This window comes from Agarivorans sp. Toyoura001, from assembly GCF_005405585.1.
In the GTDB taxonomy this organism is placed as follows: Bacteria; Pseudomonadota; Gammaproteobacteria; order Enterobacterales; family Celerinatantimonadaceae; genus Agarivorans.
This window is the reverse complement of record NZ_BJEQ01000002.1, coordinates 45103-66015: the sequence shown is the minus strand read 5'-3', so window position 1 is coordinate 66015 and position 20913 is coordinate 45103. Positions and strand designations below refer to the sequence as shown.

The following is a 20913-nucleotide window of genomic DNA, read 5'->3' as shown; positions in this document are numbered from 1 at the left end:
TGTCGGATTGATAACTGATTAACGGGGTAGATGATTAAAACGATCACTTTGTCTCAAAATAAAACCTAAATAACGTATACACAAAGATGCAGAAGGGGACTTAAGCAAGCGCTGCTTGGTATTAATAGGCAGGGGAAGTAGCTCTAACCAGCGCCAACAAAGCTGCTTTACACATTCGCTACTTATATTTTCCTGCAGGTCAGAGGCTTTGAGTTCTGGATACTGTAAGTTGATTTTTTCTAGGGCGAGTTGTAATGCATGGGTATTTCTTTGTTTATAGAGATTTGGCCAAAGCTCTAAAGATTCAGCCCTTATACAAGGGGCCATCCATTCATTACTAAACGCTAGAGCATTCGCGCAAACCTGACCCCAATTTAGCACTTTACATTCAACCACAATCTCCGCTTGGCTCAACCAATCTATATGGCTAATTTGCGCAAAACTTACAATATCACCTTGCTTAACTGCGCTGTTTCCATTGCTGTCTTGAAAGGCTAACCACATTCCACCGGCTTTCTCTGCTGCCCGTAAACTGGCAATGAACACAGACCCCTGGCCACGTATTCTTGCGTATCGCTCGGGCATGTAGTGTTCACTGCAAATCATCAATGGGTACAACTGAGGCATAAGCGGATCAGCTCCTAAAAACTACTTAGTTGTTTTGTATTACGTATAGAGTGCAAAAAAAGATGAATGATCTTTCTTATTATCTTTCACGTACTATGATTAACAACAATAGAAACAAATGCTTAGATTTTTTTAGCTAAAAGGATTTTTCATGAAAACTTCAGCGTCGATGCCCCCAATCGTCCAGCAGCTAGAACAGTTTTACTCTGAGCTTGGCATGGCCCAAGTGGCGCGTTTATCCGAGATTTACACCGACAATGTGGAGTTTATTGACCCTCTGCATCATCTACACGGCATTGCAGACTTAAGTCAGTATTTCGAGCATCTATTAGTGAATACCGATAAATGCGAGTTTATTTTTTCCTCGCGTTTGATTGCAGATGGCGAATTCAGCCTTACTTGGCAAATGCAGTTTGCTCATCCTAAACTCGGAAACGGTCGCTTAATTGCGCTAGACGGAATAAGCCACCTCAAGTTTGATGAAAAAATCTATTACCATCGCGATTACTACGATGTGAGCGCCATGTTGCATGACCATATTCCGGTGATTGGCTGGTTGTCTAAAAAGTTAAAAAATGGTCTAGCCCAATGAATATTCTTATCACTGGGGCTAGCTCGGGCATTGGTAAACAGTTGGCGTTAGATTATGCCGCCAAAGGTCACCAAGTATGGGGGCAAGGGCGAAATAAAGAGCGCTTGCAAGAATTAACAGACAAAGGCATCACAGCTTTGCCGCTAGAGTTAGCTGATTTAGCGAAAGTGAGAGCCAGCTTGAGTGAGTTACCAGCCATGGACTTAATTGTTTTGTGTGCCGGTAACTGCGAATACCTAGACCCAGAGTGCTTTGACGCTGAATTGTTTAGCCGCGTATGGCAAGCCAATGTGCTTACCGTTGCCAACTGTTTAGATGGTGTGTGGGGGCAGCTAAAACCTGGCTCCCAACTAGCCTTGGTAGGCAGTTTGGCGCATTTACTGCCGTTTAGCCAAGCTGGCGCCTATGGTAGCAGCAAAGCGGCAATACACTACTTATCTCAGGCGCTTGGTACCGATTTAGCCGCCAAACAGGTGAGTGTGCATTGTGTGCAACCAGGTTTTGTTAAAACCCCTCTCACCGATAAAAATGCCTTTGCCATGCCCAATATGATTAGTTCAGAGCAGGCTAGCCAATACATTATGAAGGGTTTAGCAAAGGGTAAAACAAGTATTAATTTCCCTGGTGTATTCAGCGGAATATTACACTTTTTGAATTGTTTGCCAGTATCTTGGCAACAATCTCTCTGTCGCCGTTTAGCTCACAAGGAAGGAGCATAGATAGATGAAAATAGCAGTTATTGGAGCGGGCATATCAGGCATGACCTGCGCCCACTTATTAAAAGAACAACACGATGTCACCTTACTGGAACAAAATGATTATCTTGGCGGGCATACCGCGACCAATCAAATTGAAATAGAAGGTAAAGAGTACGCGGTAGATACCGGTTTTATTGTGTTTAACGACCGTACCTACCCCTTGTTTAATAAGTTGCTGGACAAGTTAGGTATTCACGCTCAGCCTACTGAAATGAGCTTTAGCGTGGTTAATCCAGAGCTTAACTTACAATACAATGGGCACGATCTAAACACTATGTTTGCCCAACGTAGCAACTTGCTTAAACCTAGCTTCTATAAATTCATTAACGAAATTTTGCGTTTTAACAAGCTAGCTAAAGCAGCGGTAGACATAGATACCTCGGTAAGCTTGGGGCAGTTTTTACAAGAGCACCGCTTTTCCAGAATGTTTCAAGAAAACTATTTGCTGCCCATGGGGGCGGCGATTTGGTCGTCTTCACTAAACGGTATTAACCAATTTCCAATGCAGTTTTTTGCTCGTTTTTTTGTAAACCACGGCTTGTTAGATGTTGCTAATCGCCCGCAATGGCATGTTGTTCCAGGTGGTTCCAAGCAATATATAAAACCGCTACTTGCGGGCTTAGAAGATAACATTCGCTTGAACAGCCAAGTCACCAGTATTCAACGAGGCGACGAAGGGGTAAGCATTGAAACCAGCGATGGGTGGACATGGCAGGGCGATGCCGTAGTGTTTGCCTGCCATAGTGACCAAGCATTGTCGGTATTAGGCGCAGAAGCCAGTACTGATGAGCGAGAGGTATTAGGTAAACTCAAATATCAAAGTAATGAAGTCATCCTACATACCGACGAGCGTCTGCTGCCAAGCATTCATCGTGCTCGTGCTAGTTGGAACTACCTACTACCGCCTAGCGGCGATAGGAATGACCGACTGGCCAGTGTTACCTACGATATGAATCGTTTGCAGGGTTTAGAGGATGCGCCGCAGTTTTGTGTCACCTTGAATCCACTGGAGCCGATTGCTGAAGATAAAGTGATTAAGCGCTTTAACTATATGCACCCGGTGTTTTCGGTTGAAGGGTTTGGCGCGCAGCAGCAACGTGAACTGATTAATGGCCAGCATAACAGTTACTTTTGTGGCGCTTATTGGCATAACGGTTTTCATGAAGATGGTGTGCGTTCAGCGGTGGAAGTATGTCGTAAGTTTGGCATCGATTTGTGAGGAGTAAACGATGGACGTAAAACACTCTTCTATTGCCTTTGGCGATACCTTTCATCAGCGTTTTGTGCCACGTAAGCATGGCTTTAACTACAAGCTCTATTATGCATGGATAGATTTAGCTGAGGAGCAAGCCGTTCGTAATCAGCTAAAAAACTTCAGCCGCTTCCTGCCGTGGTTTCGGCTCCGTGAAGGCGACTATTTAGGCAAGCAACCGGGCAGCATTCGCGATAAAGCCTTGGCCGCTCAGCAGCGTTTTCAGCCAGATTATAGCGCTAAACAAGTAGTGCTAATGGGGCAGTTTCGTTGCCTTGGTTGGTATTTTAGCCCGGTTAATTTTGTGCTTTATGGTGATGGCGACAAGTTTGATTACATGCTGGCCGAAGTTACCAATACCCCATGGAAAGAAAAACACCAATATTGGTTAGATTTAAACACTCTAGAAGACCATGATAAAGCCTTTCACGTATCTCCGTTCAACCCAATGGATATGCGCTACAACTGGCAAGTAAAGCTAGTAGAACAACAGGTTACTGTGGTGATTAACTGCTGGCGGCAACAGAAAGAATTTAGCGCTGGAGTAAATTTAATTAAGCAGCCATTAAACTCTTCTAGCCTTAGTCGCGTTATTAAGTCATATCCTTTGCTCACTCTTAAAGTAGTAGGGGGAATTTATTGGCAGGCATTGAAGTTATGGATGAAAAAAGTTCCATTTTATGGTCATCCAGCCAGCGACAAAACTCACTGATATTTGCTGTTAAGGAAAACTTATGACCACTGCAAAATCGCTCGCTACTGCATCGTTAAATAGCAGCTTGGACATTACTCGCCATCTTGTAATGAAAACCTTTGACGGTTTAACCGGCGGGGCAATTTTATTGAGCCAAGCGGGCTACGAGTCTGTTCACCTTGGAGAGAAAGACTATCCTCATGTAGTAGAAGTACACATTCTTGATGCTCAGGTTTTTTCTCGCATTTTGAAGGGCGGTAGCATTGCTGCAGGCGAAACCTACATGGAAGGTTTGTGGCGCTGTTCTGATTTACATCGCTTGTTACAGCTTCTAGCAGACAACCAAGATCATCTAGACAGCTTAGACAGAAAGTTACATTGGTTTACCAGCGCGTGGTTTAAAGTGCAGCATTTTTTTCGTCGCAACCACAGGCGTCAAGCCAAGAAAAACATCTTAGCTCACTACGACTTGGGTAATGATTTTTACCAGTCGTTTCTCGATCCGCAAATGCAATATTCTTCGGCTATTTTCGGCGGCCAAGATATTACGCTGGCACAGGCGCAAGACAATAAACTCAAACGTATTTGCGAGCAGCTAAAGCTGCAATCAAATGATCACTTGCTAGAAATTGGTACAGGTTGGGGCGGCTTAGCCATGTATGCGGCCAGTCATTATGGCTGCAAAGTCACTACCACTACTATTTCAGATAAACAGCATGCCCATGTTTGCCAGTTAGTCGAACAACGTAATTTAGGCCATTTGATTACGGTGCTTAATCAAGATTATCGCGAACTAGAAGGCGAATACGACAAGCTAGTATCGATTGAGATGATTGAAGCAGTGGGTGAGCGTTATTTACCTGGTTTTGCTGAGTTATGCTCTAAGCGCTTAAAAGCGGGTGGCTTAATGCTACTGCAGGCGATTACTATCGACGACCGTCGTTTTACCGCATACAGAAAAAGCGTTGATTTTATTCAGCAATATGTATTTCCAGGCGGTTTTTTACCTTCACCTTCGCTGCTTAAGCAACTATTTTCCAAGCAGGGAATGCAGCCTCTACAGCGCCTAGAAATAGGCATTGATTATGCCGAAACCCTACAGCATTGGCATCATAGAGTGCAGCAACAACACCAAAACAACAGCCAAAGCTTTGGCTTTGATGAGCAGTTTTACCGTCTGTGGCACTTCTATTTCGCTTATTGCGAAGCGGGTTTCCGTAGCCACAATATTGGTACCGAACAGCTCACCATGGTGAAAGGGTAATTGGCTTATGCAATGGCCTGTATTGCTTGTATTTAAACTGAACTGGTTTGCCGCCTTTTTTTGGGGCGAGCAAGCGGTGTGGTTTATGTTGCTGGGGTTAGTGGCCTTAGCCTTATTGCAAGTACGCAACTATCAGTGGGCGGTACTTTTGCCTTGTGCCATGTTAAGCGTCGTCGGCGTTATCATCGATATCGCGCTAGTAGAGTTTGGCGTGCTGAGTTTTAGCTCGCCTAACTTACCTGTGTTTATGATGCTGTTGTGGGCAAGCTTTGCCCTTTTACTGCCCACCTTGGCCAGTTTACCTAAACCTTTTATGCCAATTTTTGTTGCGATAATGGGGCCAGTTTCTTACTACTTAGCCAGCTTAGCCAACGTATTTACCCTAGAGCCAGGCCTTTGGTTAGGGCTGCTTATACTGCTACCGTTATGGAGTGTGTTTGCTTACTTAGCTAATTCGTTATTGGAGAAACGCTATGTTTAAAACCCTAATAATAGCCATTGCATTATTCTCAAGCTTTAGCCAAGCAAGCGATATGAAACTGGTAGGCGACGCCAGATTAAAGGTGTTGTTTTGGTCTATTTACAATGTGAGTTTACACAGTCCAGACGGGCAGTATCAGCAACATCGCTACCCAATGGTGCTGACAATTGATTACCTGCGAAAAATTAACCGCAGTAAATTGGTAGATGCCACTAAAGATGAGTGGCAGCGCTTAGGAGTGTGTGAGCAATCGCCGTGTCAGCAATGGCTCAACAAGCTCTCATCGATTTGGCCAGATTTAAAAAAAGGTGATCAGCTACAGTTAGTGGCCGACTCGGCCAACCAAGGGCGCTTTTATCTCAATGGTGAACATTTGGGCTCATTAGATGACAACCTATTTAGTCAGCACTTTTTAGATATTTGGCTCTCGGAAAACAGCCGCTTCCCAAAACAGCAGCGCTCGTTAACCGGGGCAAACTAGCCCTTACTTAAACTCTCGTTTATTGCATCCAGTAAGTTTTTACTAGGCTGAGCGCCTGACAACAAATAACGATTGTTAATGATAAACGCGGGCACCGCTTGAATGCCGTGATTTTGCCAGGTCTGCTGGCTATTGCGCACTTCTTCAACGTAGAGTTGGTCTTTTAATACTCGCTGCGCTAGTTCACTGCTTAAGCCCACTTGCTCCACTATTGCTAATAAGGTATCGCGGTCCGAGGGATTTTTCCCTTGGCTAAAGTAAGCCTCAAACAATGCTAGCTTGAGCTCGGTTTGCTTACCGTACGGCTCGCTCCAATGCAGTAATTGGTGGGCCTCAAAGGTGTTATAAATTCTAGAGTCTTGATTAAAATTGAAGCTAAACCCAAGCTCTTTGCCAATGCCTTTTAGCTGCTCTCTCACGGCCTCGCTTTGCTCTGTAGTGCTACCATACTTTTCTTGAATATGTTCGCGAAGGTTTTGTCCTTCTGCGGGCATTTTCGGGTTTAGCTCAAAAGGGTGCCATTGAATATGTGGCCTAATATTGTCATCTAGCTGGCTTAAAGCCTCTTGCAAACGCAGGTAACCCACAATGCACCAAGGACACACCACATCAGACACAATATCGATGCGTAAGGAAATACCAGCAGCCATAAACAAACCCTCTTAATTTTGTGTAATGAGTATGCGCTAGTCGACCAGTGATTAGCAAACTTTGCAGGAACGAGAGAGCCCGCTTGAGGTTTGTTGTAGTTATAACAAAAATCATTTGTGATTTTTGAGCTAAATTGCTGGCTAGAGAGTTGGTAAACTGGCAACAGCTAAATAATAGGAACCCAAGCATGACAACTTCTTTGTTCGACTCAATCAAATTGGGCCAATTGACCCTAAATAACCGCATTGTAATGCCGCCAATGACACGTTCGCGCGCCAGCCAACCGGGTGATGTGGCTAATGAAATGATGGCCACGTATTACGCTCAGCGAGCGAGTGCAGGTTTAATTGTATCTGAAGGGACTCAAATCTCGCCAATGGGCAAAGGATATGCGTGGACACCAGGTATTTATAGCCAAGAGCAAATTGCAGGTTGGAAGACAGTAACCGACGCAGTGCATGCCAAGGGCGGTACTATGTTTTCTCAGTTATGGCACGTAGGTCGAGTGACTCACTCAGATAACATTAACGATGAACAGCCTATTTCATCGTCTGCTATTGCCGCCGAAAATGTAAAAGTATTTATTGATAACGGTAGCGACGAACCGGGTTTTGTTGACGTAAGCACCCCGCGAGAAATGAGCCAACATGACATTAGCGAAGTGGTTCAACAGTTTCGCCAAGCAGCTTTAAATGCCATAGAAGCCGGTTTTGATGGTATTGAGCTGCATGCTGCTAACGGCTATTTAATAAACCAGTTTATCGATTCAGAATCTAACCAACGCCAAGACCAATACGGTGGTAGCTTGGAAAACCGTTTACGCTTTTTAGATGAAGTAGTTGCAGCCATGGTGGATGCCATTGGCGCAGAGCGAGTAGGGGTGCGTTTAGCGCCACTAACAACCTTAAATGGTACCGTAGACGCTAACCCTATCGAGACTTACACCGCTGCGGCTGTGTTGTTAAACAAACACAATATTGTTTATTTGCACATTGCCGAAGTGGACTGGGATGATGCGCCAGATACGCCAATAAGCTTTAAACGTGCTTTGCGTGAAGCCTACCAAGGCGTATTAATTTATGCTGGCCGTTATAAAGGGGACAATGCTCAACAAGCGATCAAAGACGGTTTAGCCGACATGATTGGTTTTGGCCGCCCGTTTGTGGCCAATCCCGATTTACCTGCGCGTTTGCAGCATGGATATCCGCTGGCTGCTCACGATCCAAACACGCTATTTGGTGGCGGCGAGCAGGGCTTAAGCGATTACCCAAGTTATCAAGCTTAAGTAACAATTAACCTAAGCCTTTGTGTAAGCAAAGGCTTAGTGGTTTTTCGCTGGCGTTTACAATAACCCTTGGACAAATTTGTATAAATAGCTCAGAAATAGCAGCGCACCTACCACCATAAAAGCAGTGCCTGTAGAGGTATCATTACTGGACGCAGAAATACCGCGCGAGCTTTTACTGTTCCGCAACGATCGCCCAATCAAAATAAGCACTACAGAAACGAGCATCACCAAGGCATATACACTCAAAGAAGATGTTGATTCGGGTGTCACCGTGTTTCCTCAATTAGCTAATGCTGGCCAATAATAAACAAAGCCTGAGCAAACAAGTAGCACTAACTTAAGCATTAGTTAAACTATGCGGCGGCTGTCGCGGCGGGGCAAAAATGCGTCAAACCACCTCAACTCACTTTTGGACAGAAGTGAGTTAGTACAAAAGGGTTAAAAATGAGTTATGAGATTATAGGAAGTACGGTAATAAATTAAAGTTTACACGACCGCACATATTATGTTCCTTTAATTTAAGCTCTTCAAATCAGCATACAAATTGAATAACCACTGACTTGATAGACGCCTTTTAGTTAGACAAAATAACTAACCAAGAGGTGCTTATGAACAGTAAAAGATATCCTGAAGAATTTAAAATTGAAGCCGTTAAACAAGTGACTGAAAAAGGTCACAGTGTGGCTGAAGTTGCCGCTCGTTTAGGGACAACTACTCATAGTCTCTATGCCTGGATCAAACGGTATGGCCCAGACTCTTCTCTTCATCAAACCAAGTCCGATGAAAACGCAGAGTTCCGTCGACTAAAAAAAGAATTGCAACGGATGACTGAAGAGCGTGACATCCTAAAAAAAGCCGCGGTGTACTTCGCAAGTCAGTCCGACTGAGGTATGCCTTTATCAAAGCCAATATGCCTATCTGGGCTGTACGACGAATGTGCAGCGTGCTTGACGTCCATCCAAGTGGTTTTTACGCATGGTTGAAGCATCCAGAATGCAAACAAGAAAGGCGACGTAAGTATCTTCTCGGACTAATTAAGCAGTTTTGGCTCGAATCTGGCTGTGTTTATGGGTATCGAAAGATACATTGTGACTTGCGAGATGAGGGCGAAACTTGTGGTATCAATCAAGTTCATCATTTGATGAAACGAGAAGGACTGCAATCCCAAAGAGGATACCGAAAGCCAAGAGCCAGATCGGGGGCTGAGGACATTGTTACCCCAAACAAACTGGATAGAAACTTCGATCCACAAGCTCCAAATCAATCTTGGGTAACCGATATTACTTACATCAAAACTCATGAGGGTTGGCTCTATCTTGCTGTGGTCGTAAACTTATATTCACGCAGGGTGCTCGGTTGGTCCATGAAGAGCAGAATGACCAAAGAGCTCGCATTAGACGCTCTTCTGATGGCGATCTGGCGGCGCTCTCCGATATACAATGTGCTAGTGCATTCAGACCAGGGTAGCCAATATACAAGCCATGACTGGAGTTCCTTTTTAAAGCAACATGGATTGGAAGGAAGTATGAGTCGTCGTGGGAATTGCCATGATAATGCTGTCGCAGAAAGCTTTTTCCAACTCTTAAAAAGAGAAAGAGTTAAGCGAAAGATCTACTCAGCGAGAGAGGATGCTCGAACTGATATCTTCGAGTATATCGGAATGTTCTACAACGTGAATCGAAGACATGGTTCCAATAATCAACTGTCGCCTGTAGAGTATGAAAAGCAATATGAAAGAAGGCTAACTAGCGTCTAGTGATGTGGTGGCTATTCAAATATCAGATTTTCCTTCACACTCTCTTCACACCTTAATAGATATAGTAGCTACACATTGAGCAGCACGAGACTTAAAACTCTGTTACTTAATATAAATATTTGTACTACCCACTTTATTTATTAAGGAAAAACCATGTTTAAAAAGTTAATCGTGTTACCTCTTATTGTATTTTCTAGCCTTAGTTTTGCTAATTATGAATCTGCACAACAAGGTGGTTTTTCAGGACCAAATACAGATGTTGAATTGTCAGTTAAACAAGCGTTAGAAGTAAAAGATGATACGACTGTTTCTTTAACTGGTCATATTGTACTTTCAAATGGTGGAGACGATTACTGGTTTGAAGATAAAACTGGCCGTATCCTAGTTGAAATTGATAACCATGTATTTAAAAACCAGACTGTAACGCCTGAAATGTTAGTGACAATTGTTGGTGAAGTCGATAATGATTGGAGCGATAGTTCAGTGGATGTAGATGCATTAACAATTAATTTATAATAGATTGATTCAAGCCAGCATCTATCGTAAGGTAACTATTTATCATTCAACTTTATAAGTTCGTATTACGAAGGTGCTAAATGCATATATTAATTGTGGATGATACCCATAGTGTCGCAGAAACAATTGCTGATTATCTTGAACTTGAAGGCATGACCATTGATTTTGCTTATCATGGGGAAACAGCCTTACAATTAGTACAAGATAATCACTATGATGCCATTATCATGGACATTATGATGCCCAAAATGGATGGCATTACTGCGGTCAAAAAGTTAAGAGAAGAATTATTTTGTGATGTACCTATTTTGTTCTTAACTGCTAAGGATCAGCTTGAAGATAAAATAGCTTCTTTCAAAGCTGGAGGTGATGACTATTTAGTAAAGCCCTTTGCATTAGAAGAATTGAGTTTACGTTTACATGCTCTTTCCCATCGTGGTGTACGTCAAAACATTGGTCAATTAAGCTTTGCGGATATCAGTGTTGATGTTAAAAGTGGAGAAGTGAATTGCGCTGGTAAAATGATTAAAGTGAGTCCAATTCAATTAACCATTCTTAAAGTGTTACTTAAAAAAGCTCCCAATATTGCGAGTCGACAAGAAGTCATACAAGCAATATGGGGAGATGAAAGTCCTTCTAGTGATGCACTGCGAAGTCATGTATATAGCTTGCGCACTAAACTTGCTGAAGGGCAAAATGAATCCCGACTAGAGACTATTCATGGGCAAGGCTTCCGACTTAAATCAGAATAACAAACAATATCCGAGCATTTATCGCCACATAAGACGCCATTTAAGCATCTCATTGTTGGTTATTTTCTGTTTTTTCGGCTCAACTGTTTATCTTGCTGAAAGCAAACTTGAAATGATTAGTTTGCATCATTGGCTAGATACTGAATTAGATCGTTACGAGAAAGAATATGCCATCTATGGTTTAGCTACCAAGTTGCCCAACACCGCTGAATTTGATACTTATTGGACAGAACGTGAAGTACCTGATTGGTTAGCTCCATTCCAGCAGATTGGTTTTAATGAGCACTTATTAGACTCAGAGGACAAACACTTTATTATCGCAAACCACCCTTCAGGTAAGGGGTTGATGTATATTGTCTTTAAAAAAGATGCCGATGATTTTTTAGATATATATGAAGAAAGTCTACATACCTATATTATATTCCTCGGTTTATTTATTGGATTGGGCGTGGTGATTTACAGTTTCTATTTTATGCGTTTAATATCTTCGCCATTACTCGCCATAGAGCAAAAAATCACGCTAATGAAACCTAACCAACAAATGTCTAAACTACAAACAAAATATCGTGAAACACGCCATATAGAACAAACCTTTATTAATAATAAAAAGGATATTGAAGGCTTTTTCCAACGAGAAACCGAGTTTAGTCGCTTTTCATCTCATGAGTTACGCACACCAATCATGGTGATCAAAGGCTCTGCTGAGTTATTAGCAAAAATTCCCAACCAGCTGCCTGTTGCACAAAAAGCAATTAAACGCGTACAACAGGCCTGCGAAGACATGGAGGTATTATCAGAAGCTTTTTTATTATTAGGTAAGGAATCAATCGAAGAAGCGCATTTTAAAGATGTTCAGCTAGAAGATGCAGTTAGAAAACAGCTCAATGAATTGCAGGTTTTATTTTTAAAACAAGGATTAGATTACTCTTTACATCTACATCAACCAGCCACAATAAAGTGTCCATCTTCCTTTGTTTCTATCGTGATTAATAACCTCATTAAAAATGCATTTAGTTACAGCGTTGCAGATATTCAAGTCAGCCTACAACAGCGACAGTTGACCATCACGAATCGTCATCAAGGAAACGAAACTTATCAAGCAGGCTATGGTTGTGGTTTGGTGATTGTTGAGCGCGTGTGCGAACGAATGGGATGGATATTTACTAGTAAAGATACGGGAGAAGAGTTTATAGCCTTTGTACAATTTTAAGTTGTTCCTACAGTAAAATATTAGCTAATATTTTGTTGTTAGCATCCTGTCCTTCAAACATATAACCTTCCTTAAATTGAGTGAATCTACTCTGCTGAATTATTTTAAACTTAATTTGAATATAAAAAATACCTTCACGTTCTCTTCACACCTTTACCTGCATAATGCCCACATAATAATTTACTTGGTCGTAATGAGTAAGTTAACAACCTGCCTTTATTGAGCGACTTATTTTGTGAGGAAAAATTATGTTTAAGAAATTATGTGTATTACCACTTGTTATGTTTTCTAGCATTAGCTTTGCAGCCATTTTACCTATTCAACAAGGTGGATTTAAAGGCCCTAGTTCTGCTCCCCAATTAACAGTTTTACAAGTTCAAGATGCACAAGACGAAACCTTGGTTTCAATCACGGGCCATATTGTTTCGACGCAAGGAGATGAAAATTACCTGTTTAAAGATGAAACAGGTGAGATTCAAGTTGAAATTGACAATCATTTATTTCAGGGGCAAACAGTGACCCCAGAAACAATAATTACCATCGTTGGTGAAGTAGATAAAGAATGGAAACAGATTTCGATTGATGCTGACTCGTTATTAATCAATCAATAAATGCTAGCTAAACGAATGAAAATTATTGATAAGAAGATGATAATTAAGACTTTCGCATCCGTAGCTGTATGTTTATCTGGGCTTATCGGTCTGACTATATATGCACTAGTTACTTATAGTAGTTATATTTATAACGCATTAGAGGATGAATCTTTAAAAAGCATTCAGACCCAAATCGAGAATGTACATACCAACATTGAATCTGTAGTAGAAAATACAGAAAAAACTATTTAAGGCAACATCATTGAAATTCAAGGCGATGTTGTATCGGCAATGAGTAAAACTAACGAGACAATTCAAGGCCACGCAGAGCAATTTAAAAGTAATGTTAAGTCCGCGGTTGAGAGTACATATTTACAAATTCAAGATAGTATTAAAAGCATTAATGAAATTGATGCTGAAGAAGGTGAGAGTACTGAGTAAAAGTAGAATAAGCATCCTTCTACATAAAATGGAAAATATGCTTTGCTAAATATTTTCCATTTTTATCTCTTTCATCTCAACGAGAAAATGAAAGTTCAACATTTCAATGTGTCGGTCAATAGAAAATTGGTCACAATTTCAAAACGTACCTAACTCACTTTGGGGCAAATCCGTGTTAGGCCAGAATAGGGCTGAGTCAAATCAATCGAACGAGTATGGCAGTGAGCCTTAGCTTATGTGTTGTGGCATTACACCAGATTGACCACTGCTTCGTTTACTTAGATTTATCTGTCCACTTTTCATTGTGAACCAGTTGGTCTAGTTGTTCTCTAGGTAGCCAGCCAAACTGTTCTAGCTCTGGTTTTTCGCTAAAGCTCGACACATAGCCCAGGCACAGGTAGCCAATAATTTCTAAACGCTCGGGAATGGCAAGGGTGTCGCGTAATACTTGATCATGAATAATGCTTACCCAGCCTAGGCCGAGATTTTCGGCACGAGCGGCCAGCCACATGTTTTGAATAGCGCATACGGTGCTGTATAAATCCATTTCTGGTTTTATGGTGCGGCCAATCACTACTGGGCCATTGCGTTCTCTGTCGCAGGTAACACAAATGCCAAGTGGGGCTTCTAATATGCCTTCTAGTTTAAAGCGTTGGTAGGTATCGCGTTTTTCTTGAGAGAAAAGCTTGGCCGATTCGGCACTGGCGGCTTGATAGCCGCGTTTAATCGCCTGTTTAGTTTGCTCTTGGGTCACTAAGATAAAATCCCAAGGTTGGCTAAAACCGACACTTGGTGCATGATGCGCCGCCGCCAGAATTCGTTGAACAACATCTTGTGGAATGGCTTTGTTGATGAAGTCTTTACGCACGTCTCTGCGCGAATAAATCACTTTGTAAAGTGCATCTCTTTCGGCTTGGCTGATGTTCATACTGTTCTTTATTATTGCTTATTTGGCCACATTAAACCTGAGTGGGCTGCGGGGTTCAACTTATTCAGGGCGGCCGAAACAGGGTATGAAAACAAAAACAGGCCAATACTTTGGCCTGTTTGTTAGTTCATTAAAACCTAAGTTTAAGGTTTATCATCAGCCTTTGGCTGGTCTTGCTCAAAATCGTCTAAATAGTTTTTAGGCGGTGGCGTCCAGCCTCTATCGGTTAGAGAGTGGCCGTCACTTCGGTCTTTGTTCATGGCTTTGCCTAACAGATCTTCTAGTTGCAAAAACAGATCGCGATAGTCATTACTAAAGCGGTTATCTTCGCTGCTCGCCAGCCAAGTTTGATAAAGCTTCTCTTTGTTGTCTTTTTCAATTTGGTCGAAAGCATTTTTAAGCTGTTCAGCCTTAAACGGATGAAAGCCTAGTTCAGACAGTGCTCGACCGCCCATCTCCAGCGCCGAGTAGTAGGCTTCGGTAATAATGTGGTCTGCTCCTAAGCTACGAAGCTCGTAAGCGTGGCCACGGTCAAAGGCACGTACCATTAAGCGCACATGTGGAAAGTTATGTTTTACGTACTTAACAATGTCTCTTACCCGCTCTTTATCATCAATGGTGACTACCATGAGCTTGGCTTCTTCAATGCCTGCAGTGTGCAATAACTCGGGTTGTGTGGCGTCTCCAAAGTAGCTTTTGATGTTAATTTTGCGCATCAATTCTACTTGAGCAACTTGGTGGTCGAGCACCACGGTTTTTATGCCATTGGCCACTAGGAAGCGGTTTACAATTTGCCCAAAACGACCAATACCGGCAATGATTACCGTGCCTTTTTCGTCAATTTCATCGGGTTCTTGATGGTTCTCGGCTTCTTCGTAACGCGGCAATATCACTTTGTCGTAAAGAATAAACAGGCTAGGGGTTAAGAACATGGAGAAGGCCACAACCAAAGACAGTATTTGCGCAATGTCTTGAGGGATAACGTGGTTTTGGACGGTATAGCTAAGTAATACGAAGCCAAATTCACCCGCTTGCGCCAAACTAAGTGCAAACAACCAACGGTCGCTGTTTTTAATTTTAAAGATGATGGCCAGTACAAACAGTACTGAGGCTTTAATTAGCATAACCGCTAAGGCCATGGCGATAACTTTAGGCCAATGAACTTGTAGTACCCCAAAATCTACGCCTGCGCCAACGGTGATAAAAAATAGCCCCAACAGCAGCCCTTTAAAGGGCTCGATGGTGGATTCTAACTCGTGCCTAAACTCACTGTTGGCCAATACTACCCCAGCCAAAAACGCGCCTAATGCCGGCGATAAACCAATCAAGCCCATTAACGCTGCTATGCCAATTACCAGCATTAAAGTAGCGGCAGTGAAGATCTCACGCAGGCCAGAGCTTGCTACATAACGAAACAGGGGGCGACTAAGATAATGGCCGCCTATCACTAAGGCTGCAATGGCTAGCACAACCACCAGGGCATAGGCCCAACCGGGGAGGTGAGCCACTAGATTTAAGCTGTCACCATGTTCGGCAGCGGCTTGGCCCAGTTGCTCGGCTTTTTCAATTAACTCTGGTAATGCGAGCAGCGGAATAAGCGCCAGCATGGGAATTACGGCGATATCTTGGAACAGCAACACCGAAAACGACGAACGGCCGCCATCAGTTTTATTTAGGCCTTTTTCATTAAAGGTTTGCAGCACAATTGCGGTAGAAGACAGCGAAAAGATTAGGCCAATGGCGAGCGCAATGGTCCACTGTAAATCAAAGGCTAGGGCGATACCCATCACCACAATGGTAGTTAACGATACTTGCAGACCGCCTAAACCAATGAGCTTGTGGCGCATATCCCATAACATGCGGGGTTCTAATTCTAGTCCCACCACAAACAGCATCATCACCACGCCAAACTCTGCAAAGTGCTGAATGGTGGCGGTTTCGGTGCCAACTAAACCGATTACTGGCCCAATAATGACACCAGCAATTAAATAACCCAGCACCGAGCCCAAACCGAGTTTTTTAGCTAAAGGAACCGCTAATACAGCAGCAATAAGATAGACAAAGGCTTGTAGAAAATAACCGGTCATAAGGCCTCCTTGAACAAGTTATTAGGAAGCTGAGTGAGCTTGTCTAAGCGGCTGGCCAGTTCTAAATCCACCTTGTTTTCAACAAGATTAACCAATAGCTTTTTCCAATTATTTAGATGAACACCCACTCGTTGCTCTTCTGCAGCCGTTCGCGAGGCAAATAAAGCAAAGGGCGCTAAGTAACGCATGCCAATGAGTGATGCGGTTTGTTCTAGCGGGTGTAATAGTTCGCGAATAGTGAAGTGGTTATAGCCTTTATCGCAGTAGGCGTTTTCGGCACCGCCAGCGGTGATGGCACAGAGTAAACTTTTGCCATGTAGCATTTTGCCGTCGTGCCCATAAGCAAAGCCATATTCCAGTACTAAGTCTTGCCATTCTTTTAAAATAGCGGGAGTAGAATACCAATATAAAGGGAACTGCATAATCACTATGTCGTGTTCCAATAAGCGCTGTTGTTCTTTATCTACATTAATGCGAAAAGTAGGGTACTCGCGGTATAAATCTACCGCTGTTACCCCTTCAATGTTGCTAGCTAGCTTAAACATAGGCCGATTTATTTCTGAGCGGTCTTGCGAGGGGTGAGCAAATAACACTAATACTTTTTGATTTTGCTGGGGCATTGATAATTCCTTTTAAGCCTAGATAAAGGGCAGCATTAAAACGGCTTCTAATATTGGTATATTTGCGAACGAGTGACAAAGCTGCAACAAACCAAGGCCTGAGTAACAATACTCACCATAGTGAGTTATAGCAGACATTTACATCGGTTTTTTCATGGGCAGCGTATTGTGCGTAAATAGTGCCGTAAATAGCGCTAGTTGATCCCTTCTTTAGTCATGGTGCTTAGTTGTGCACTTAGTTTGATTTACTGGTGTTGGTTACCGAAGTCGCCTTGTATCTTTGATGGCTGAAACGTTGCAGATGCTCTACATGTAACAGCTCTAAGTTTATTTGTCCGTTAAAGTAAGGCGCTTGCACCACTAAGGTATGAAACTCTCCATTTTCACCACAAGGGTCAATATCTGGTGGCAGTTCACTAAGCAGTTCCTCGTTGTATTCTCGGCCACAGTATTCTCTTGGTAAGCGTTCACTATCAACAGTGATTAAAAATGTCTTAATACCGCTACTAAGAATATCTGCAGCCAGTGATTCTGAAGCTTCGCCTAACAAGGGGAAAACACATTCCCATCCTGCGGGTTCTATATAACTTCTTCGATAATCAACAATACCGTTACAAAACATGTCTCCAAAGGCTATTGCATCTATCGCAACACCCGATTTTTTCAGCCCATTAATCACGGTACTTTGGTAAATGTGATTACTGGGAAAAACCTCTGGAAGCTCTATGGTGATGAGAGGCAAACCAATAAGGTCTGCTTGCATTTGCACAACGTTTAAAGGGGTTGCTTGAAATGGAACGTCGTTTTTCACATGTGTGGTGTATAAGGCGGTAACCTTATATGTTGGGTCTTTAAGCAGCCGCAAAAGAGTGAGCGTAGAGTCTTTACCTGATGACCAACTAATAACAACGTTCTTTCTCATGGTGTAAGCCTAACAGTGAAAACAGCCCAAAGGCGATGGAGTTTATTCAGCATAAACATGGGCTGTTTTGTGCAATGATTAGCGGCAGCGCATTTGGTACAACTTCAAAACGGGCATGATTAAACTTATGCGGTTCGCCGTCTAAGTTTGTGGGTATAAACTGTTCTGATTTAGTCTCTAACCAAGGAGTTTGCCAAGTCACAATATACTCGCCGTTTTGGATGTCGCCATTGCCAAAAGCAGCGGCTTCTTGCAGTACTTGGCTTAAGGCGGTAGCGGGGAAATCCCGCACAATGCATATGTCCATCAAACCGTCGTTTAAGTAAGCATTTGGCCCCAGTATTTGACCGCCGCCGGCCTGCTTGCCATTACAAAGCGCACCAATGATTAAACCACCGTTAAAGTTTTTATCAGGGCTACTAAGTTCTCCCACATAAGGCTTAAAGTTCAAGGCTTGTACTATTCCAGAGAGGGTATAAGCGCCACCACCTAAAAAGTTTTTTAGCTCTACCGGTGTTTCGGCGGTGATTTGTGCGCCAAAACCGGCGGTGAGTACGTTCATAAAATAGTACTGTTGTTGATTCTCTAAATCTTTAGCGCTTATTACATCCACCATTTGCGCAGAATGTTCCAAGGCAAAGGTGATGGCATTTAAAGGATTAGTAGGAATCTGGCAAGCGGTAGCAAAGTCATTGGCGGTACCGAGGGGCAAAATGGCTAGGCTAGGGCGCTGCTCTGCAGGATAGAGCATTAAGGCTGATACCACTTCTTGTACCGAGCCATCACCGCCGCCAATCATTAGTTTTTTCTCTGGCGAGTTCCAACCTTGTTGGTGTGCTTCGGCGACTAGCCGCTCTACGTCGCCACCTTCCCAGGTGACTCTCACTTGAATGTTGTGCCCTTGCTGGCGCAGCTGAGAGACTGCCTCACGAATATCTGGAAGGTGTGCTTTCTTGCCGTTGAGTATTAGTCTAAGTTCCACAAATAGCCCTTATTTAATCAACATCTTAGTGGTTACTTCCACTATAAGTAGCCTGCGCAAATGTTGCTAGTATTGTCGGCGATTTGTGAACAAACAATCTGTTTACGCTTGCCCTTTCATTCGCAAGTATAAGTTTTCTACTTTATCGCGGGCCCATTGAGTTTTACGCAAAAATTTCAGGCTAGATTTAATGCTTGGGTCGTGAGTAAAGCAGCGAACATTGATCCGCGCGCCTAATTCGTCCCAGCCATAAAAATCGACCAGTTCTTTTAGAATGCTTTCAAGGGTTTTGCCGTGCAGAGGGTTGTTTTCTTGGGTCATGCTGGTAGCCAATAGTAAATTCTTGCTTATTGTAACAGCTCCTATTTATGGCGGGAAAAGTAAAACGACAAAGTTTTACTTAATAGGCTCACCCTTAAACGGGTTTTATAGGGTAAGCTGGAAGTGGATTTTTTACGATGGACAGATGTTTTATGGAAGGTTTGCTTCGTTTAGTGCGAATACTAACAAGTATTGGTTTGTTTGCTTTGGCTGCGGCGATTGTTTTTTTTACTTTAGAGTTACGCCAGTTTCGTGAGCAGTTACCCATGTTGTTGGAAAAAGTAGACGCTACAGCACAACGAGTAGACCCGATAGTGGCAGAGGTCGCCGAGCTTAAAACTTTCATTCCACAAATCATTGAGCAAAGCGCTGGTTACCAAGCGTTGATTCCAGAAGTACTAGAGCGTATTGATGTTATTAACCAACAGTTGCCCATAATCATTGATGAAGTTACCACGATTAGCCAAGCAATAGAGCCAATTTTGGCTGAATCGGATGCGTGGCGTGGTGAACTACCCGCAGTATTAAAGCGAGTTGATGACACTAATACAACGGTGAGAGGCACTAACCAACAAATAGCTAAAGTGGTGCCTCAAGTACCGCTTATTTTGGCTGAAAGTGAAGCCTTACGAGTAGAGATACCAGAGATGATCGCCAGTGCCGATGAGCTAGTAGGTAAGGCTGAAGAAGCCGGAAAAGAAGCAAGCCGTGGTTTGGTATCAGGCTTTGTAGGCGGCATTCTTACTTCGCCATTTAATCTCATTGGTAAAATAGGTGAAAACACCACTGAGCGTTTGGGCTTCAAAAATGCCGACAGCCTCACTGAAACCGACCGAGAACAGTACGCCAAGGCGATGAAAAAATTGATGAAAGCCCCCAAGCAGGATGCGAAAGAGCAATGGAGTAACCGCCGTTCTGGTAACAGTGGTTTGATCACCATAAAATCCATTGATAAACAGGGCCAAGCGATTTGTTATCAATTACTTAGCGACTTTATTATTGCCGAAGGTGAGGATGCTGGTGAACACCAGCTGACGACCGAAACTTGTGAAGAGTAGCAGCATAAAAAAGATCTTTTGTGGTCGAGAAAGCTAAAGTTATTCTCAATAAAGCCGCTACAGAAGCGATGACCAGGAATCAGGAGGTAGAATGGAAATCAATGGTGCAAGCACTTCTCAATCAATGGAAGTGATTTCAGCCAAGTTGGCTAAAAGCCAACAAGAGCAAGACGGTAAAGCTGTACAAGAATTAGTTGCCGCAGCTGATGTTCCTGAGGCCGCGCCAGCGAGCCGACCGGGACTAGGCGAAACAATAAACATTAAAGTGTAAGTAGACTAAGCCGCAGTAGCGGCTTATTTTTTTGCTTTTTATTCAATGTGCCATATTGAATACTTTCCAATAGCTCCCCCCTCTATATGTGTTCAACAGGTTGAAGTACTCCATCATAATAAAAGTCATCCCAGTGCATGACTAAATTGGAATCGAGCTTAGTGTGTTGATGACATTACAGAGCAAAAAGCCGCTTAAAGTAAACTTGAGCATAGCAAGCGCTAAGAGCTTGGATAAACCTAATGTACCGGCGGCATTGAACTCCAAGTTGTATTGACTCAACACCATGGTTAGAAGATTAATTAAGCGCTAGTCAAATTACTTGGGTAGGGAGCTGCAAGCGCGTTCGAGTGCTTTGGAATGTTGAC

Annotated in this window: 22 protein-coding genes and 1 pseudogene; 15 read left to right on the top strand and 8 right to left on the bottom strand. The window is 42.9% G+C overall.

Annotated elements, in window-relative coordinates:
- Positions 1-18: 18 nt before the first annotated feature.
- Positions 19-627, bottom strand: a complete 609-nt coding sequence (locus FFR00_RS03615; RefSeq protein WP_137672012.1) for a hypothetical protein — start codon at positions 625-627, stop codon at positions 19-21.
- A gap of 151 nt (positions 628-778) precedes the next feature.
- Here FFR00_RS03615 and FFR00_RS03610 point away from each other — a divergent pair, with 151 nt between their 5' ends.
- From FFR00_RS03610 to FFR00_RS03580, 7 genes are read left to right on the top strand one after another with little or no spacing between them, the layout of a single operon-like run.
- Positions 779-1219 (top strand): nuclear transport factor 2 family protein, encoded by a 441-nt coding sequence (locus FFR00_RS03610; protein WP_137672011.1) that lies wholly within the window; start codon positions 779-781, stop codon positions 1217-1219.
- Complete coding sequence (locus tag FFR00_RS03605) at positions 1216-1938, top strand: SDR family NAD(P)-dependent oxidoreductase (protein WP_137672010.1); 723 nt, start codon at positions 1216-1218, stop codon at positions 1936-1938. Before FFR00_RS03610 ends, FFR00_RS03605 begins: the two co-directional genes overlap by 4 nt.
- 4 nt (positions 1939-1942) lie before the next feature.
- Complete coding sequence (locus FFR00_RS03600) at positions 1943-3196, top strand: NAD(P)/FAD-dependent oxidoreductase (RefSeq protein WP_137672009.1); 1254 nt, start codon at positions 1943-1945, stop codon at positions 3194-3196.
- Between the two features lie 10 nt (positions 3197-3206).
- A complete protein-coding gene (locus FFR00_RS03595; RefSeq protein WP_137672008.1) occupies positions 3207-3941 on the top strand; it encodes a DUF1365 domain-containing protein in 735 nt (244 codons plus the stop codon).
- A gap of 22 nt (positions 3942-3963) precedes the next feature.
- Positions 3964-5187, top strand: coding sequence for a cyclopropane-fatty-acyl-phospholipid synthase family protein (locus tag FFR00_RS03590; RefSeq protein ID WP_137672007.1), 1224 nt, complete (start codon positions 3964-3966; stop codon positions 5185-5187).
- A 7-nt stretch (positions 5188-5194) separates the two neighbouring features.
- Positions 5195-5668, top strand: a complete 474-nt coding sequence (locus FFR00_RS03585; RefSeq protein ID WP_137672006.1) for a DUF2878 family protein — start codon at positions 5195-5197, stop codon at positions 5666-5668.
- On the top strand, positions 5661-6149 hold the full coding sequence (locus FFR00_RS03580) for a chalcone isomerase family protein (protein WP_137672005.1): 489 nt from the start codon (positions 5661-5663) through the stop codon (positions 6147-6149). The genes FFR00_RS03585 and FFR00_RS03580 overlap by 8 nt, the downstream gene beginning before the upstream one ends.
- Here FFR00_RS03580 and FFR00_RS03575 read toward each other — a convergent pair.
- A complete protein-coding gene (locus FFR00_RS03575; protein ID WP_137672004.1) occupies positions 6146-6799 on the bottom strand; it encodes a DsbA family oxidoreductase in 654 nt (217 codons plus the stop codon). The genes FFR00_RS03580 and FFR00_RS03575 overlap by 4 nt on opposite strands.
- Before the next feature lie 188 nt (positions 6800-6987).
- Between FFR00_RS03575 and FFR00_RS03570 the strand changes: the two genes are divergently transcribed.
- From FFR00_RS03570 to FFR00_RS03545, 6 genes are all read left to right on the top strand, one after another.
- Complete coding sequence (locus FFR00_RS03570; RefSeq protein WP_137672003.1) at positions 6988-8085, top strand: alkene reductase; 1098 nt, start codon at positions 6988-6990, stop codon at positions 8083-8085.
- 611 nt (positions 8086-8696) lie between these two features.
- Positions 8697-9844, top strand: a protein-coding gene (locus FFR00_RS03565) for an IS3 family transposase (RefSeq protein ID WP_137672002.1) whose coding sequence is annotated in 2 segments (ribosomal slippage) — positions 8697-8934 and positions 8934-9844 — 1149 coding nt in all. Because the reading frame shifts where the segments join, the coding sequence is not laid out codon by codon here.
- 153 nt (positions 9845-9997) lie between these two features.
- The gene (locus FFR00_RS03560) at positions 9998-10360 is read left to right on the top strand and encodes a YgiW/YdeI family stress tolerance OB fold protein (RefSeq protein ID WP_137672001.1); all 363 of its coding nucleotides are present in this window, start codon (positions 9998-10000) and stop codon (positions 10358-10360) included.
- An 80-nt stretch (positions 10361-10440) separates the two neighbouring features.
- On the top strand, positions 10441-11112 hold the full coding sequence (locus FFR00_RS03555) for a response regulator transcription factor (protein WP_137672000.1): 672 nt from the start codon (positions 10441-10443) through the stop codon (positions 11110-11112).
- A complete protein-coding gene (locus tag FFR00_RS03550; protein ID WP_137671999.1) occupies positions 11081-12322 on the top strand; it encodes a HAMP domain-containing sensor histidine kinase in 1242 nt (413 codons plus the stop codon). The genes FFR00_RS03555 and FFR00_RS03550 overlap by 32 nt, the downstream gene beginning before the upstream one ends.
- Before the next feature lie 248 nt (positions 12323-12570).
- Complete coding sequence (locus FFR00_RS03545; RefSeq protein WP_137671998.1) at positions 12571-12933, top strand: YgiW/YdeI family stress tolerance OB fold protein; 363 nt, start codon at positions 12571-12573, stop codon at positions 12931-12933.
- Between the two features lie 697 nt (positions 12934-13630).
- On the opposite strand, the gene bluB is transcribed toward FFR00_RS03545, so the two are convergent.
- The 6 genes and pseudogenes from bluB to FFR00_RS03515 all read right to left on the bottom strand — a co-directional run.
- Positions 13631-14284, bottom strand: a complete 654-nt coding sequence (gene bluB / locus FFR00_RS03540; protein ID WP_137671997.1) for a 5,6-dimethylbenzimidazole synthase — start codon at positions 14282-14284, stop codon at positions 13631-13633.
- Between the two features lie 143 nt (positions 14285-14427).
- The gene (locus tag FFR00_RS03535; RefSeq protein ID WP_137671996.1) at positions 14428-16371 is read right to left on the bottom strand and encodes a monovalent cation:proton antiporter-2 (CPA2) family protein; all 1944 of its coding nucleotides are present in this window, start codon (positions 16369-16371) and stop codon (positions 14428-14430) included.
- Positions 16368-16991, bottom strand: coding sequence for an NAD(P)H-dependent oxidoreductase (locus tag FFR00_RS03530; protein WP_137671995.1), 624 nt, complete (start codon positions 16989-16991; stop codon positions 16368-16370). Before FFR00_RS03530 ends, FFR00_RS03535 begins: the two co-directional genes overlap by 4 nt.
- 235 nt (positions 16992-17226) lie before the next feature.
- The gene (locus tag FFR00_RS03525; RefSeq protein WP_137671994.1) at positions 17227-17913 is read right to left on the bottom strand and encodes an adenine nucleotide alpha hydrolase; all 687 of its coding nucleotides are present in this window, start codon (positions 17911-17913) and stop codon (positions 17227-17229) included.
- Between the two features lie 46 nt (positions 17914-17959).
- Positions 17960-18895, bottom strand: a complete 936-nt coding sequence (gene yegS, locus FFR00_RS03520; protein ID WP_137671993.1) for a lipid kinase YegS — start codon at positions 18893-18895, stop codon at positions 17960-17962.
- A 120-nt stretch (positions 18896-19015) separates the two neighbouring features.
- Positions 19016-19216: pseudogene (locus FFR00_RS03515) on the bottom strand (VF530 family DNA-binding protein); the annotation flags it as partial.
- 137 nt (positions 19217-19353) lie between these two features.
- Here FFR00_RS03515 and FFR00_RS03510 point away from each other — a divergent pair.
- Both FFR00_RS03510 and FFR00_RS03505 read left to right on the top strand, forming a co-directional pair.
- Positions 19354-20274, top strand: a complete 921-nt coding sequence (locus tag FFR00_RS03510; protein ID WP_235836151.1) for a hypothetical protein — start codon at positions 19354-19356, stop codon at positions 20272-20274.
- A gap of 91 nt (positions 20275-20365) precedes the next feature.
- A complete protein-coding gene (locus tag FFR00_RS03505) occupies positions 20366-20545 on the top strand; it encodes a hypothetical protein (RefSeq protein WP_137671991.1) in 180 nt (59 codons plus the stop codon).
- Positions 20546-20913: the final 368 nt, after the last annotated feature.

Excerpts from the sequence above, each read along its gene's own strand:
- FFR00_RS03615 (WP_137672012.1), bottom strand. The coding sequence starts at position 627 with ATGCCTCAGTTGTACCCATTGATGATTTGCAGTGAACACTACATGCCC.
- FFR00_RS03610 (WP_137672011.1), top strand. The coding sequence starts at position 779 with ATGAAAACTTCAGCGTCGATGCCCCCAATCGTCCAGCAGCTAGAACAG.
- FFR00_RS03605 (WP_137672010.1), top strand. The coding sequence starts at position 1,216 with ATGAATATTCTTATCACTGGGGCTAGCTCGGGCATTGGTAAACAGTTG.
- FFR00_RS03600 (WP_137672009.1), top strand. The coding sequence starts at position 1,943 with ATGAAAATAGCAGTTATTGGAGCGGGCATATCAGGCATGACCTGCGCC.
- FFR00_RS03595 (WP_137672008.1), top strand. The coding sequence starts at position 3,207 with ATGGACGTAAAACACTCTTCTATTGCCTTTGGCGATACCTTTCATCAG.
- FFR00_RS03590 (WP_137672007.1), top strand. The coding sequence starts at position 3,964 with ATGACCACTGCAAAATCGCTCGCTACTGCATCGTTAAATAGCAGCTTG.
- FFR00_RS03585 (WP_137672006.1), top strand. The coding sequence starts at position 5,195 with ATGCAATGGCCTGTATTGCTTGTATTTAAACTGAACTGGTTTGCCGCC.
- FFR00_RS03580 (WP_137672005.1), top strand. The coding sequence starts at position 5,661 with ATGTTTAAAACCCTAATAATAGCCATTGCATTATTCTCAAGCTTTAGC.
- FFR00_RS03575 (WP_137672004.1), bottom strand. The coding sequence starts at position 6,799 with ATGGCTGCTGGTATTTCCTTACGCATCGATATTGTGTCTGATGTGGTG.
- FFR00_RS03570 (WP_137672003.1), top strand. The coding sequence starts at position 6,988 with ATGACAACTTCTTTGTTCGACTCAATCAAATTGGGCCAATTGACCCTA.
- FFR00_RS03560 (WP_137672001.1), top strand. The coding sequence starts at position 9,998 with ATGTTTAAAAAGTTAATCGTGTTACCTCTTATTGTATTTTCTAGCCTT.
- FFR00_RS03555 (WP_137672000.1), top strand. The coding sequence starts at position 10,441 with ATGCATATATTAATTGTGGATGATACCCATAGTGTCGCAGAAACAATT.
- FFR00_RS03550 (WP_137671999.1), top strand. The coding sequence starts at position 11,081 with ATGGGCAAGGCTTCCGACTTAAATCAGAATAACAAACAATATCCGAGC.
- FFR00_RS03545 (WP_137671998.1), top strand. The coding sequence starts at position 12,571 with ATGTTTAAGAAATTATGTGTATTACCACTTGTTATGTTTTCTAGCATT.
- bluB (WP_137671997.1), bottom strand. The coding sequence starts at position 14,284 with ATGAACATCAGCCAAGCCGAAAGAGATGCACTTTACAAAGTGATTTAT.
- FFR00_RS03535 (WP_137671996.1), bottom strand. The coding sequence starts at position 16,371 with ATGACCGGTTATTTTCTACAAGCCTTTGTCTATCTTATTGCTGCTGTA.
- FFR00_RS03530 (WP_137671995.1), bottom strand. The coding sequence starts at position 16,991 with ATGCCCCAGCAAAATCAAAAAGTATTAGTGTTATTTGCTCACCCCTCG.
- FFR00_RS03525 (WP_137671994.1), bottom strand. The coding sequence starts at position 17,913 with ATGAGAAAGAACGTTGTTATTAGTTGGTCATCAGGTAAAGACTCTACG.
- FFR00_RS03510 (WP_235836151.1), top strand. The coding sequence starts at position 19,354 with ATGGACAGATGTTTTATGGAAGGTTTGCTTCGTTTAGTGCGAATACTA.
- FFR00_RS03505 (WP_137671991.1), top strand. The coding sequence starts at position 20,366 with ATGGAAATCAATGGTGCAAGCACTTCTCAATCAATGGAAGTGATTTCA.